Origin of the sequence: Ruminococcus turbiniformis (assembly GCF_020687545.1) — a bacterium.
Classification (GTDB): Bacteria; Bacillota; Clostridia; order Lachnospirales; family Lachnospiraceae; genus Mediterraneibacter; species Mediterraneibacter turbiniformis.
On record NZ_JAJEQX010000002.1, the window covers coordinates 104,737 to 118,851 of the forward strand.

Annotated in this window: 14 protein-coding genes; 1 reads left to right on the top strand and 13 read right to left on the bottom strand. The window is 51.2% G+C overall.

All coding sequences use genetic code 11. The features are described 5' to 3' along the window. Positions 1-76: 76 nt before the first annotated feature. Positions 77-1,471, bottom strand: a complete 1,395-nt coding sequence (locus tag LKD70_RS01745) for an HlyD family efflux transporter periplasmic adaptor subunit (protein ID WP_227706333.1) — start codon at positions 1,469-1,471, stop codon at positions 77-79. A gap of 108 nt (positions 1,472-1,579) precedes the next feature. Between LKD70_RS01745 and LKD70_RS01750 the strand changes: the two genes are divergently transcribed. Beyond that, positions 1,580-1,786 carry a DUF378 domain-containing protein gene (locus LKD70_RS01750; RefSeq protein WP_227706334.1) on the top strand — a complete coding sequence of 69 codons (207 nt, stop codon included), beginning with the start codon at positions 1,580-1,582 and terminating at the stop codon, positions 1,784-1,786. Positions 1,787-1,940: 154 nt separating this feature from the next. Here LKD70_RS01750 and LKD70_RS01755 read toward each other — a convergent pair whose 3' ends face one another. The 12 genes from LKD70_RS01755 to LKD70_RS01810 form a co-directional block, all read right to left on the bottom strand. Next, positions 1,941-3,032: a D-alanyl-D-alanine carboxypeptidase family protein gene (locus tag LKD70_RS01755; RefSeq protein WP_227706335.1), complete on the bottom strand. Its 1,092-nt coding sequence runs from the start codon at positions 3,030-3,032 to the stop codon at positions 1,941-1,943. Then, positions 3,016-3,411 carry a methylglyoxal synthase gene (locus LKD70_RS01760; RefSeq protein WP_227706336.1) on the bottom strand — a complete coding sequence of 132 codons (396 nt, stop codon included), beginning with the start codon at positions 3,409-3,411 and terminating at the stop codon, positions 3,016-3,018. Before LKD70_RS01760 ends, LKD70_RS01755 begins: the two co-directional genes overlap by 17 nt. A gap of 16 nt (positions 3,412-3,427) precedes the next feature. After that, positions 3,428-4,564 carry an FtsW/RodA/SpoVE family cell cycle protein gene (locus LKD70_RS01765; protein ID WP_227706337.1) on the bottom strand — a complete coding sequence of 379 codons (1,137 nt, stop codon included), beginning with the start codon at positions 4,562-4,564 and terminating at the stop codon, positions 3,428-3,430. Further along, positions 4,561-4,770: a cell division topological specificity factor MinE gene (locus LKD70_RS01770; RefSeq protein ID WP_227706338.1), complete on the bottom strand. Its 210-nt coding sequence runs from the start codon at positions 4,768-4,770 to the stop codon at positions 4,561-4,563. The genes LKD70_RS01765 and LKD70_RS01770 overlap by 4 nt, the downstream gene beginning before the upstream one ends. Continuing rightward, positions 4,767-5,573: a septum site-determining protein MinD gene (minD, locus tag LKD70_RS01775; protein ID WP_227706339.1), complete on the bottom strand. Its 807-nt coding sequence runs from the start codon at positions 5,571-5,573 to the stop codon at positions 4,767-4,769. Before minD ends, LKD70_RS01770 begins: the two co-directional genes overlap by 4 nt. 72 nt (positions 5,574-5,645) lie before the next feature. Next, the gene (locus LKD70_RS01780) at positions 5,646-6,302 is read right to left on the bottom strand and encodes a septum site-determining protein MinC (protein WP_227706340.1); all 657 of its coding nucleotides are present in this window, start codon (positions 6,300-6,302) and stop codon (positions 5,646-5,648) included. Positions 6,303-6,305: 3 nt separating this feature from the next. Next, positions 6,306-9,167 (bottom strand): penicillin-binding transpeptidase domain-containing protein, encoded by a 2,862-nt coding sequence (locus LKD70_RS01785; RefSeq protein WP_227706341.1) that lies wholly within the window; start codon positions 9,165-9,167, stop codon positions 6,306-6,308. Continuing rightward, positions 9,160-9,693, bottom strand: coding sequence for a rod shape-determining protein MreD (mreD, locus tag LKD70_RS01790; RefSeq protein WP_227706342.1), 534 nt, complete (start codon positions 9,691-9,693; stop codon positions 9,160-9,162). The genes LKD70_RS01785 and mreD overlap by 8 nt, the downstream gene beginning before the upstream one ends. 48 nt (positions 9,694-9,741) lie before the next feature. Then, complete coding sequence (gene mreC, locus LKD70_RS01795) at positions 9,742-10,611, bottom strand: rod shape-determining protein MreC (RefSeq protein WP_227706343.1); 870 nt, start codon at positions 10,609-10,611, stop codon at positions 9,742-9,744. Position 10,612: 1 nt separating this feature from the next. After that, the gene (locus tag LKD70_RS01800) at positions 10,613-11,638 is read right to left on the bottom strand and encodes a rod shape-determining protein (RefSeq protein WP_227706344.1); all 1,026 of its coding nucleotides are present in this window, start codon (positions 11,636-11,638) and stop codon (positions 10,613-10,615) included. A gap of 43 nt (positions 11,639-11,681) precedes the next feature. Continuing rightward, entirely contained in the window at positions 11,682-12,380 is a 699-nt protein-coding gene (radC, locus tag LKD70_RS01805) for a RadC family protein (RefSeq protein ID WP_227706345.1), read from the bottom strand. A 102-nt stretch (positions 12,381-12,482) separates the two neighbouring features. Further along, positions 12,483-14,060 carry an NAD(P)/FAD-dependent oxidoreductase gene (locus tag LKD70_RS01810; protein ID WP_227706346.1) on the bottom strand — a complete coding sequence of 526 codons (1,578 nt, stop codon included), beginning with the start codon at positions 14,058-14,060 and terminating at the stop codon, positions 12,483-12,485. Positions 14,061-14,115: the final 55 nt, after the last annotated feature.

The following is a 14,115-nucleotide window of genomic DNA, read 5'->3' on the forward strand; positions in this document are numbered from 1 at the left end:
TTCATGTATTGTCCTGATGTACAGATTATTCCTGCCTGTGCCGTTTCAGCAGGATTTTCCCGCCAGTTTTTCCTTATTATTGAAATACGACTTCATCCGAATTCACGCTCGAACCGTTCTGGACAATGTGGTCGTAATTGGAAAGTCCGTATGCCTCGCCTTCCTGCACAATATAATACTCATCGTTCTCACACAAAATCGACACCTTCCGGAAAACGGCATATCCTCTGTTGATGTTGTAAACGCCCTGGAGCGCTTTCGTGCTCCCGACAGTGTAGGTTTCCGAAGAATCAGGCTTCACGATGACGCTGCCCTCCGCCAGACTGTCCCGGCTTACGCACGCCTCCCCATCCGTAATATCGTAGATATCAACGGAGCAGAATTCCGCACTTCCATCCTCCCCCTGCACCATCACGCCGTCTGAGGAACTGTTGCCGCCGGATGTAATGTACTCCTCCGGCACAATATAGAATTTTTCTTCCACCACAGAGGATTTCGGGATCTTCAGCCCGCTTTCATCCTCCAGAATCAGTTCTATATTTAAAAAGCGGTCTTCCGCGTAGCGGATCATGGAATTGTCAAAATCAAGCTGCGCGTAAAACTCGCCGTCCCGGGCAAGTATGGACAGATCAGCCCACATCGTCTCACTGTCTTTGTCAATCCTCACGCGGATGCTTGTCACTTCGTTGTTTGTCAGTTCTTCCGCCGTCTCCCGCTCAAGCGGAACGATAACGGACCAGTCCTCGCTTGTTATAAGCCGGTAGACAGGATCGCCCGCCTGTATTTCCATCTGATCGGAGAGAGTTCTGCTCTCATACGCGGATCGGTCGAAATTTTCCGCGGTAAAAGTGTCCGCAGTCAGCGATTCATAGCCATCCGTTGTGAAAGCGACAATTCCATCCTGCTGGGACGCGTAGGATACCACCTCCTGGCCGCTTGCCGCAATGGCTGCCCCGAGATGATCCATCTTCGTACCTGTAAGGCTCTCCTGAAGCGAACTGTCAATCTCGTTTTTCAGGGAATAGACCGACGAGAACTGATTCGCGTCATAGTTCTCGATAAAATTCTGTATCTGGAGAGTAACTGATGACTGCACTTCCTCATTCAGAGCCGTACTGCTCTCCCCCTCCTCTGCGGAACTGCCGGTCTGAATATCGAGCGGCTCCTGCGACACAGCGTAAACATACTCTCCTGTTCTCACCTTGCTGTTTTCATTCTGGTAATAGCTGACATACCCCGACGTATCCGCGGGAACCGCAGTTTCCTCCCGAATAATCAGTCCGGTATAGGAATGGTCGTTTACAATACTTCCCTCTCTCACCTCATATACAGAGATCGTATCGTTGGAAAAATAGAGCACAACCGTCACTATCAGATAGATAAACACAATGGCAAACAGAAAAATTCCCAGATTAAATTCTCTTTTTCTCTTATATTTTTTTATACTGATCGATTTGTTCTTTTTTGCCAAATAATCTCAACCTCCTGGTGTCATCTGTTTAGTATATCATTTTATGATGTATATTTCCAGTTTTTAAGGAAATAATAAAAATATTGAGATGGTAAAGGAGGAAATTACATGAAATGGTTTGATTATACCGCACTGACAATTGTGATCATCGGCGCCGTCAACTGGCTTCTGATCGGGATTTTCCGCTTCGACCTTGTGGCGCTTCTCTTCGGAAACTTAAGCTGGCTTTCCAGAATTGTCTATACACTGGTCGGTCTGTGCGGCCTGTATCTGATCAGTCTGTACGGAAGGGTCAGAGGAATGTCAGAGTCATAATAATATTCTGCTGAGTAAAAGGGGCTGCTGCTAAAGCAGCTCTTTTTACTTTCTGGAAAAATCGGAATTTCCTATAAAGCAAAAAAAAGCGGACTCCAAAGAGTCCGCGCAGACTGCATACAGGGCAGTCCTCTCATACTGTTATGCTGTTCTGCTACCCGGTCACTCCGGATGAGAGCATCTGGTTCATCTGCTCATACAGAATGGTCCTGTCCCCGGCACCCATTATAACAGAGATGTACGGATTACTTTCAAGATCTTCGTCATAGATAATCAGACAGTTTCCCGCCTCGTCTGTCGTCCCTGTCTTTCCTCCGATAACCTTCACGCCGTCCGGCGGAGCCACCTCTCCGGATGAATAATAATTCGATGCCGGCCACTCATCGGTTCTGACTGTTCCATCTGCCTGAGTGATGGACACATTATAAGTGTCCATGGAAATAATATCCGCAAACCGTTCGTCTTTCATACATGCATTGAACATCAGATACAGGTCATAAGCCGTTGTGTAATGATTTTCATCATGAAGTCCGTGAGGATTCATAAAGTGAGTCCCTGTTGCCCCGAGCGCCGCAGCCTCCTCATTCATCAACTCAACAAAAGCCTCCTCGCTCCCGGAAACATGCTCCGCAATCGCAACGGCACAGTCATTGCCCGAGTGGAGCAGCATACCGCAGAGCAGGTCATACATCGTCAGCGTATCGCCTGTCTGAAGATTGCATACCGACTCATCCCAGTTCCGGACCGCCGCGTTCTCACTGACCGTCACAACGTCGTCAAGATTGCCGTATTTCAGCGCCACATAGGCGGTCATAACCTTTGTCGTGCTGGCCGGAGCAAACGGTTCAAAAATGCGGTAACCGCAGAGTACGCTCTCCTTGCTCAGATCGAAAAGCCCCGCCGCGTGAAGCGACGTCTCAGGCTCATATCCCTCCAGGGAAACATCCCCGGAAGTCACGCACAGATCCTGAGCGAACATCCCGCCCTGGTACAGATTTCCCGTGTAGGCATCCGCCTCGTAGGAAGCCGCGTGATTCTGTGAGCTGTCCCATAAATAATAACCGCCCCCTGCGCCCAGCACGATGGCGGCAGCCGCGCACACACAAAGAACGGCCGTCCTCACACGGCGCGTTCTTCTTCTGCCCCTCTTTCCGGAAAAGGTAAGGTTTCTGTTTCCGCTTCCGGATGCGCTGCGGCGTCTTCTTGCATTTCTGCTGTGTCCTGTTCGTTTATTTGTACATTTCACGCCAGTCCAAATCTCCTCTGTCAAGTGCTAGTATCAGTGCTTCCGCTGTGGCAATATTTGTCGCGATCGGAATATTGTACATATCGCAGAGCTGGACAATATCGTTCACATCCGGCTCATGGGACCGTGGTGTGTGCGGATCGCGGAAGAAAATCAGCAGGTCAATATTGTTGTGCTCGATCTGAGATCCAAGCTGCTGCTTTCCTCCCAGATGTCCGGGAAGGAACTTGTGTATGTTCAGATTTGTAACACTTTCAACGAGCATCCCCGTAGTCTCTGTGGCGTACAGCTCATGTTTGCTGAGTATTCCCCGGTATGCGATACAGAAATTCTGCATCAGCTTCTTTTTTGCGTCATGCGCGATCAAACCGATATTCATTACTGTCACCTTCTCCTTACTGATATTTATTAGGCTGTAAACCGACATTCAGTACGAACCCAATCCCCATAAAAAAGCATACGACGGACGTAAGTCCATAACTTACAAAGGGAAGCGACAGTCCCGTATTGGGAAGAATTAATGTAGTCACACCAATATTGATAAAGCTCTGTATCCCTATCAGTGAGGCAACTCCGCCGCAGATAATGCGTCCCCCAGTATCTTTCGCTTTCAAGCCAATCAAAATACACTCTATCACAATTAATAATATCAAAAATATAACAACACAACAACCCACAAATCCTAATTCTTCGCCAATTATTGCAAAAATAAAGTCTGTCTGCGGCTCGGAGACGAAATTGCCGTTCTTCACCGACGTCGTCTCATCGTTGTTATATCCCTTACCTGAAAGCTGTCCCGAACCGATTGCCATGACCGAATTCAGCTGCTGGTATGACTCGTCATCCGCATACTCTTCCGGGTCCAGCCAGGCGAGAATACGCTCCTGCTGGTAGTCCTGCAGAATCGGCTGGTTCGGCTGCACTGCGATAGCCAGAAAGATAATAACCGTCGGAATCGTGATAACAAGAACCGTCCCGACGAACTTATAACTCAGTCCGGCAATAAAGAGAATCGCGCAGAACAGAGCCGCAATACAGATCGTCGTGGAGAGGTTCGGCTGTTTGTAAATCATGGCAAGCGACGGAAGAATCAGCGCCACCGCCTGAATGATCACTTTCGGATTGTTGATATTCTGCTCCCTGTCCGACAGAAATCTGGCAAAGAAAAGAATCATCAGAATCTTCGTCAGATCCGACGGCTGAAGCTGCGTAAATCCAAGATTAACCCATCTGGTGGCGCCGTTTGCGGACTGTCCCACAACGGGGAACCACACCGCCGCCAGCAGAATCAGATTCAGAAAATACATCGGCCAGTAAAAGTTCAGCACCCACTTGTAGTCGATCAGCGAGATCACCGCCATCGCCGCCAGGCCAAGAATCACGCCCATAATCTGCCGGGTCATAAGATCCGGCCGCGCGCTTCTCACCATCAGAACGCCGATCACCGACAGAATCAGAACCAGAACTACAAAACCGAACCGGTAGTCCTTCAGATTGTAATGAGGCTTTAATTTGTTCAAATTCAGTTTCAATTGTTTTCTCCCATGTATCTTATATGTATATCTGTCCTTGTTATCTCAATATGAAAGTCTTCGGGCCGGATCTCCACATATTTTGATACCGCCTGATAGAGATCCTTTGACAGCCTGTCCGCACTTTCGGGCGCACACTGCATTCTGTCCGAGATAAGAAGGTTCTTCAGTCTCTCTTTCGCGATAAAAACAGACTGCGCACTCATACGGAAGCCCCCTGTTTCCTGTGGAACAGGCCGGAGATTTTCTCGAAAAATCCCTCTGGCTTCGAGTAGTCGTTCACCGGGATCTCCTCTCCGGTCAGCCTTCTGCACACGTCTGTATAGGCTCTTCCGGCCAGAGAATCCTCTCCGACCACGGGTTCTCCCTGATTGGTCGCGATCACGACCTGCTCGTCATCCGGTATCACGCCCAGGAGGTCAACCGCGAGGATCTCCGTCACATCGTCCACGGACATCATATCCCCTCTCCGGACCATATCGATGCGCAGCCGGTTAATCAGCAGCGCGTTGTTCCGGATGCCGGAGGCCTCAAGAAGCCCGATAATCCGGTCCGCGTCCCGGATCGCGGACACTTCCGGAGTTGTCACCACAATAGACCGGTCCGCGCCTGCTATGGCGTTCTGGAATCCCTGCTCGATTCCGGCAGGACAGTCCAGAAGAATGAAATCATAGTCTGAACGTATCTCGTCGATCAGTTTTCTCATCTGCTCCGGCGACACACTGGACTTGTCCCGTGTCTGGGCCGACGGCAGCAGACAGAGCTCCGGGAATCTCTTATCCCGGATAAGTGCCTGTTTCAGACGGCAGTTTCCCTCAATGACATCGACGATATTATATACAATTCTGTTCTCAAGTCCCATAACCACGTCGAGGTTTCTAAGCCCCAGATCGGTATCGATCACCATGACCTTTTTCCCGAGCTTTGAAAGCCCGATTCCGATGTTTGCCGTTGTCGTCGTCTTTCCGACTCCGCCCTTCCCCGATGTGATAACTATAACTTCTCCCATGTTTTTCTATCTCCTTTCAAGAATGCCGCCCTTCTTCCTGCCGCGGCGTGCGCGCAAGTCCCGCTGACACGGTCATTCCACAAGAGGATCCAGATAAATGCGGTTTCCGTCCACTACTGCGATCTTCGGCCCTCTGATGCTTAAGCTCTCCTGGCAGATGATCTGGCGTTTTGCCTCTATCCCGCCGATGCAAAGCTGCTTCGGCTGCATGGCAAGAGCCACGACAAAAGCATCTCTGTCAGCAGGGATTCCCGCCTGAACAGAGCCGTAGACCGTTCCGAATACAGCCACATTGCCTCCGGCTCTCACCGCGGCGCCGGGCTCCACATCTCCGAGGATAACCACACTGGACTCTGATTCCAGAATCTGTTTTCCGCCAAGCGGTCCTCTGTAAAAGTCTCCTCTCCATCTGCGGATATCTGTCAGCGTTCTGTCAATAATGCTTTTGTACACCAGTTCATTTTTTTCTCTGTGTTCAATAATGCAGAGAATCTCAATCTGCGTATTCCTGTTTATGACCTCGAGGATCTCATCTTCCTCCGCCCGGGAAAGCTCCCGGCCGGCAAAGCCGAGCGCCATCTGGGCGTTTCCGAAAAACCGGGAAGATGCCCTGAATTTTTCGGCCAGTTCCGCAAGAAGCGCTGTAAATTCCGCTTCGGAATCAAGCTCAATATCCAGCCCGTACCGGCTGCTTCTGATCGTCACAAGCCTGCTCATTTTCATCCCCATCCTTTAATCGCCTGCGATCACCGTTCCCAGGTTCGCAGCGCTTCCCGTAATCAGTTCACTTGACAGATCCGGGTTAAAATAGATTCTCGCCACATCTCTTCCGATCTCGGAAGAATATGCGGAGTTGTATCCGTATGTGATGCGGACCGCAATGGAAATCTCCGGCGTATCCGCCGGTGCATATCCGACAAAGAGCACATGATCCGCATGCAGTTCATTGTGCTGCGCTGTACCGGTCTTTCCCGCCATTGAGAATTCAAGTCCTGTAAACGCGGTGGAACTGCTCACCATCCGCTCCATTCCTTCATGGAGAATATCCCAGGTTGATGAGCTGACATCATCCATCGTGTTGACGACTTCCGCTGAATAGTCCCGGATCAGGTTTCCGTCCGAATCCGTTGTCTTGTCGATCAGGGTAAGATCATAGACCGTACCGCTGTTTGCCACTGCAGTCACGTAGCGGTTCAGCTGGCTGACCGTAAAATTGTTGGTACCCTGTCCGATGGCCGACTGGATGGAATATTCGTCGGAGATCTCCGGCTCCGCCTCCGGTATTTCCACTCCGGAAGTCTGGCCGAGTCCGAACATCTGCGCATATTTTGCAAGCCTGTCCGTTCCGCGGTCGCTGTCGTAATTTCCTTCGGAATCCATTCCCAGGTCATATCCCACCTGATAGAAAAAGATATTGCACGAGTGCTGGATTGCCTGGACAACGTTCAGAGATCCATGTCCGCCGTTCGGATAGATCCAGCAGTGGGGGCTCGGCGTCACCTCGTCGAAAGTTCCGTTGCAGTAGATCGTGGTACTGGAATCGATCACGCCTTCTTCCAGTCCGGCTGTCGCGGAAACCATCTTGTAGGTCGATCCCGGAGCTGTCTTCTCCTGTGTCGCCCTGTTGTAGAATATGTTGGCGTTTCCGGTGTTGAGCTGGTTGTAGTAATCGGAATCCATCGTATTTGCCAGGCGGTTATTGTCATATCCCGGATAGGATACGCAGGCAAGCACATCGCCTGTGTTCGGATCCGTAACCACAACTCCGCCGGAACACGGTTCCAGGGCAAGCTGTCCCGGTGTAATCTCCAGCGTCTCGATCTTATTGTAGAGCCAGCTGTAGGAATCCACGGTTCCGTTCAGCAGGCCGTAGTAGGATGTCTCATCCATTGGCAGCACTCCCTGCTCATACACAGTTGCACAGATCTGCGCACCACTGATACCCCCTGATTTTATAAGATATTCATAGAGAAGTTTGTCGAAATCACTGTCATCATTCAAATATTCCTGAATATAGGAGACAATGCTCTGGTAAATCTCTTCTGAACTGGAATATGTGCTGTCTCCGAGCTTAGTCGTATCGATCCAGTTCTGGGAGATCGCATAGTTCAGGTAGGTATAAAGACTGATCACCTCGTCGTTCGCCCAGGCAATCTGCGTCTCATCCTCGGAATCGATCTCGCTGCTCATCAGGATTCCCGTTGTCTCCTTGAGCAGAGTGTCGCAGATGTAGTCCATATATGCCTTCATCTCGTCTGAGAGATCCTGGTAGGCCGGCGCATCCGGATTCTGAAGCTGAGAGATCAGCTCAGCGAGAACTGACTCCCTGTGGGATGAAAAAGCCGCATAGATTGCCTGTTCCGCGGTTCCTGCATCCTCCGCCGCGAAATGGTCCGGATCAACGATCTCGTTGGCGATAAACGAGTTGTACGCATCGCCGACAGGAATAATGATCTCCTCGGAATCCTCCGCCGTGGATGGATCATAGTCAAGCACATTGTACAGTTTGTCCAGAATGATTCCGGCAAGTTTCTCCTCCAGAAGCTGATAAGCGCTCATCTGCAGATTTTTGTCTATGGTCAGGTAGACGTCGTTGCCCGCTTCCGGTTCTGTCGTACTGACCGTCTCCGTCACTTTTCCGAGGTTGTCCACATAGAACGTGGTCTCGCCTTTCTTCCCCTGCAGGGTGCTGTCAAACACCTGCTCGATTCCCGTCTTTCCGACGATATCTGAAAGGGAATACCGTTTCTTCTCCTCCTCGTCCAGAGCGTCATACTCCTCCTGGGACATGGGGCCGGTATAGCCGATGATGGAAGCAAAATATTCTCCGTCCGGGTACACACGCAGAGACTCTTCCGCGATATCCACGCCCGCAAGAGATGACTGGTTCTCCATAATTGCCGCCGCTGTCTCGCTGCTTACGTCGGACGCGATCGTTGTATCGAGAAACTGCTGGTAGCTGTTAAGCCCGATGGCATAACGCATGTTCACCATTTTAAGAAGGTATGCGGGCTCATTATTCTCCTCATCCAGTCCGTACCGCTCGGAGCACAGATAATGCATGATCTCCGCGGCAGACTGGTTTCTCTGCTCCGCCGTCAGATCGTCCGTATAGCTCTGGCCGTACACATCCGCCACAAACCGCAGGCGCTGCGTCTCATTGGTCGCGGAGAACTGGTAATTTCCCGACGAATCGAGAGTGATTCCGAATGTGTCGACCACAGAGTCGCCGTTCGCCTCCACAATCTGGAGCACCCGGTCGAGGATGCCGTTTAACGTTTCGTTTCTCTCGCTGTCGCTGGCATCTGTCGACACGGTATCCTCGATCGTCACAGAGTAGGCCAGTTTATTGTAAGCGAGAAGATTTCCGTTCCGGTCATATATGTTTCCCCTCGTCGCGGCAATGCTGCTTGTTCTTCTGATCTGCAGCTCATAGTTTTCCAGATAGTCCTCTCCCCGCACAATCTGCAGGTAGAAAAGACGTCCGATCAGAACAGTCGAGCTTAAGCAGAAGACAATGATAAGCACCACAAGCCTGGACTTCAGGATATATTCTATTGCTTCTTTTATTCTGTCAATAATCTCACTAAACAAATTTGCTTGCACTCCTTTTCTCTTCCGCTTCCAGTTTATGATTGATCAGAAGCAGGAGCGGATAAACAACAAGTGTAATCACAATCGTATAAATGGCTTCCGGAAAGATAATCCGGTTCAGATAATAAAGAAAGTTAAAATCACTCCTCAGCAGGAATGTAAAAAGATAAATACCTGTTCCATAGAGCAGGCTGCTTACAAATATAAGGAGAAGAGGGAGTTTGATATCCTCATCAAAATACATCTGTTCGAACAGGCCGTTGACAAATCCCGCAATCAGATAGATCAGCGCGTAAAAACCGATCATTTCTCCGTACTGGATGTCAATCAGAAGACCCGAGGCAAATCCCACAAGCATTCCCTCCCGGGAGCCTCTCATAAATCCGAAAGACGCCGTCACAATGAGCATCAGGTTTGGTTTGATGCCCGCAATCTCAAGAGAGGGGAATACCGTGCACTGGAGCAGGTATGCGGCCAGCACAATCACTGCCGTCACGGCAATCCTCCTGAATCTGATAGCTTTCATCTATAAATCTCCATTTCCTCCGCCGGCGCACGGCACGGCGGGACAAAACTACTCTGTCACATTTTCTCCGGTCATCTCTGCCTTCGTCGTAGTAATCACGAGTACTTCCTGAATATTGTTAAAGTCAACCGCAGGGATAATATATCCGGAGCGGGTCAGGTTGTTGGAATCCACATTCACCTCGCTGATCGTACCGATCAGAATACCCTGCAGATACTTGTCGCTGATATACGATGTGACAATCTGATCTCCCACGGCCACTACATTGTCATTGTTCGCCATCTGGTCAAACGCGATCTGGCCGCTGCTCATCAGCGAAAGATCCCCGCTCACGATACAGGTATCAGAGGTAGAGAGCACCATACCGCTGATGTTGCTGGAATCATCAATGATTGAGCGCACTTTCGCCCATGTGGGTCCCACATCCGTCACGATTCCGACAAGTCCGCTTCCCGCAAGGACATTCATGTCAACCGTGATTCCGTCCTGGCTGCCCTTGTCAATGGTAAACGTGCTGAACCAGTTGCCTGAATCCTTCCCGATCACATGCGCAGCTGTCTTCTCGTAATCCGCATAGTTCTGATCCAGCTCATACAGTTCCTGGAGCCGCTCATATTCGTAGCTTTCCTCCTGGAGATAGTTGTTCTCCGTTGTCAGGGCATCGATCTGTTCCTGAAGCTTCTGGTTTTCCTCTCTTAACTGCTGCATCGTCGAGAAGTTGTCTTTCATATCTCCCAGCCAGCCGCCGATCTGGTTAATTCCCTGCTGCAGGGGAATGACCGTCACGTTTGCCAGCACTTTGAACGGGCCGCTTGCCCTGTCCGAAAAAGATGACAGTATCATCATCAGTGCGCAGAACACAGCCAGTCCGAGCAGAATATATCTGTTTGTATGAGAAGTCTGATTCTTTTTTTTCATATTATCTTAACCACCTATAATCCTCATCCAGCATGGAATACGTCAGCCGCCTGTAATATTCGCGGTCTGACAGAATCTTACGGAGTCCTTTTACCGCGCACAGCTCCGGCTCCTCCACAGTCATCACCGGAACGCCGACGCTCTCCCTTAAGTATGTAGAAAGCCCCTTCAGATTCGCAAGCCCTCCCGTAAGGCAGATTCCCTGTTCCTCAATGGATCTGCGCACCGTGGGAGGCGTCCGGTCAATCATGGAACGAATCGCGCGGACGCATTCTTCCAGCGGTTCCTTCACAGCCGCGCGCACCAGACTGATGGGAACGTCTGCCTGGGCGGGAACCCCGCTCATCAGATCTCTTCCATACACGGTAAGCGCGCTGTCCGTGCTCTGATCGAACACACCGAACTCTCTTCTTAAGCGCTCCGCAGTGAGATTCCCGATCAGGAACTCCCTGTTGTGCCGCACCAGCGCGGCAATGGCATTGTCCAGATCCTCCCCGCCTGTTTTTAAAAGCCGGTTCATCACCATTCCGCCCGAGGAGAGCACGGAGAGCTCCGTTGTTCCCCCGCCGAAATTGGCGACGAAAATTCCTTTCGTGCTGATCACGTCCATGCCGAAACCGATCGCGTCCGCCAGGCCTCTCTCCACGATCCTGACCGACTTGGCCCGCGCCTCCGAGTGAAACACAAGATCATAAAACGCCTTTTTTTCCACTTCTGTCACGTCCGTCGGAACAGCAATCACATACTGGGCGCCCCGGACTGACCTGCGCTCTCTTCCCAGCAGGCTCCCGAGAAGATACTGCATGTCATCAAAATGAGAGATGACCCCGTTCTTCATCGGGAAGATCACCTCGATGCCTTCCGGCGATTTTTCGAACATTTCATATGCCTCATCGCCGATGGCAAATATATATTTCCCGTCTTTCATTGCAATGACGTCTTTCGCACGCCATATTCTGTCCTTTTTCCTGTCAAACACCTTGATCTCGTAAGTCCCGAGATCCAGTCCATAAACATTCCCCGCCATAGACACTCCCCCTTATCCGTATACTCCCCTGGCATCTGCTCTCTTACTGAAAGAACCCCTTTTCTTTCAGACTGACAAAACACTGATTCCCTATGATAATATGGTCGAGAAGCTCAATGCCGATCAGTGCTCCCGCCTCGGAAACCCTTCTTGTAATCCGCACATCCTCCCTGCTCGGCGTGGGATCTCCGCTCGGATGATTGTGAAGAAGGATGATGGCGACCGCGTTTGCCTGAAGCGCCTCCATAAATAGCTCTCTCGGCGAGATCAGCGCCATGTCGACAGTCCCCACCGACACATTCCGCTCCGCAATCAGGCGCGACTTTGTATTCAGAAGGAGCAGTTTGAGAAATTCCCTGTCGCGGTAGCGCATATCTTCCATATAATACTTTGCGATAGTCTCCGGAGAGGAGAAGTTCAGCCCCTCTGCCGCCTCCTCCTTTGCCATCCTTCTGCTGAGTTCCAGAAGACACCGGATCTGAATGGCCTTTACCTTCCCGATCCCCCGGATCTTCATCAGACTTTCCTTCGAGAGCCGGTTCAGCCCTGTCAGTCCTTCCCCTCCTGATTCCGGATGAAGAAGCCGGCGCGCCAGGTCAAGAGAGTTTTCTCCCTGAGTCCCGGTGCGCAGAATCACCGCCAGAAGCTCCGCGTCTGTCAGATTCTCCGGACCGAAGCGCTCGCATTTTTCATAAGGACGGTCTTCGTGATACATTTCCTTGATCGTATTGTTTTTCTGCATAATTGTAACCCTGCAATCAGCGCGATGATACAATACAACGATTTATTTTAGCACAATTTAAAAATTGTGTATAGGCGTTACAGATTAAAATTCTGTGAACTGTTACCGCGATCCGTACTCCCGGATCACCGCCTCCGCTGCCTTCATCCCGTCCATGGCTGCCGACGTGATGCCGCCCGCATATCCCGCGCCCTCCCCGCACGGATATATCCACGGCACGGAAGACCGGAACTGTTCGTCTCTCGGAATGCGCACCGGGGAGGACGTTCTGCTTTCCACGCCGGAAAGGATCGTGTCCCCGTCTGCAAAGCCTCTGATCTTTCTGTCCATAGCAGTGATTCCGTCCTGCACAGACCGTGCGATTTCCTCCGGAAATATACGCCGGACATTTCCGAAACGGTATGCTCCTTTCATATTCGGGCGGACCGTTCCCGTCTCTTCGGAAACTCTGTCCAGACAGTAGTCCTCAAATCTCTGTGCCGGAATCTTTCCCTTTCCTTCCTCCCAGGCCCTTTTTTCAAGCATTCTCTGAAACTCAACTCCGGCCAGCGGATGATCCGAGCCGTAATCGTCCCGCGACACAGTTACAATGACCGCGCTGTTGGCATTCTCTCCCGCTCTTCCGTGGTAGCTCATGCCGTTTACAGCCAGATGGCCTTCTTCGGAAGACGCATTCACCACATAGCCGCCCGGGCACATGCAGAACGTATAGACGCCTCTTCCGCTCTCTGACTTTTCCGCCAGCTTATAGGAGGCCGGAGGAAGGTTCCCCCTCTCTTCCCTCCCGTACATCGCCCGGTCAATCATCTTCTGGGAGTGTTCCACTCTGACTCCCACTGCAAACGATTTTGCTTCCATGGACACGCCGCGCGCAAGCAGCATCGCAAACGTATCCCTGGCGCTGTGCCCGACCGCCAGCACCGCAGCGCCGACAGAGACACGCTCCTCTCCATTAATCACAAGACATCGCTCTTCCGGCAGGATATCCGTCACCTGACTGTGAAAACGTACTTCCCCGCCAAGCCTTATTATCTCCTCCCGCATATTCTCCACAACGCGGATCAGAATATCCGTGCCGATATGGGGCTTCTGCTCCCAGAGAATCTCCTCCGGCGCACCGAACCGCACGAACGTCTCAAGCACGAAACGGTTCCTGCCCGCCGTATCTTTCACAAGTGTATTGAGTTTCCCGTCGGAAAAGGTTCCTGCGCCACCCTCCCCGAACTGTACGTTGGAGGCCGTGTCAAGAACGCCTGTCTCCCAGAACTTCTCCACATCTGCCTTCCGCTCGTGCACCGGCGCTCCTCTCTCTATAAGAATCGGGCGGTATCCTTCCGCTGCAAGAAGATACGCACAGAAAAGTCCTGCCGGGCCGCTTCCGATCACCGCAGGACGCCCCGGCATTTTCCCGGTTCCGTGCGGCGGAAGACTGTAAGTTTTTTCCTTTGTCTTCACTGCCTTTCCCCGGGAGTGTTTCATCGCCCTCTCCTCATTTTTTATTTTACAGTCCACCATATAAACGTAAAAAAGCTCCGGCTTTTTACGCGCGTCCAGAGAACGCCTGCGTACCGAAAAATCTTCCAATTCCTTTTCCTGTATTCCAAGGGTGCGCGCGATCTTTTTCTTCAGCTGCCCCGTCGTATGCTCTACAGGAAGTTTTATCTGACTGAGTGTAAGCATCAAAGCCCTCCTCTGTTCTCAGGTAATTTTTTGTTCCGAAGACGAGTATAGTGCA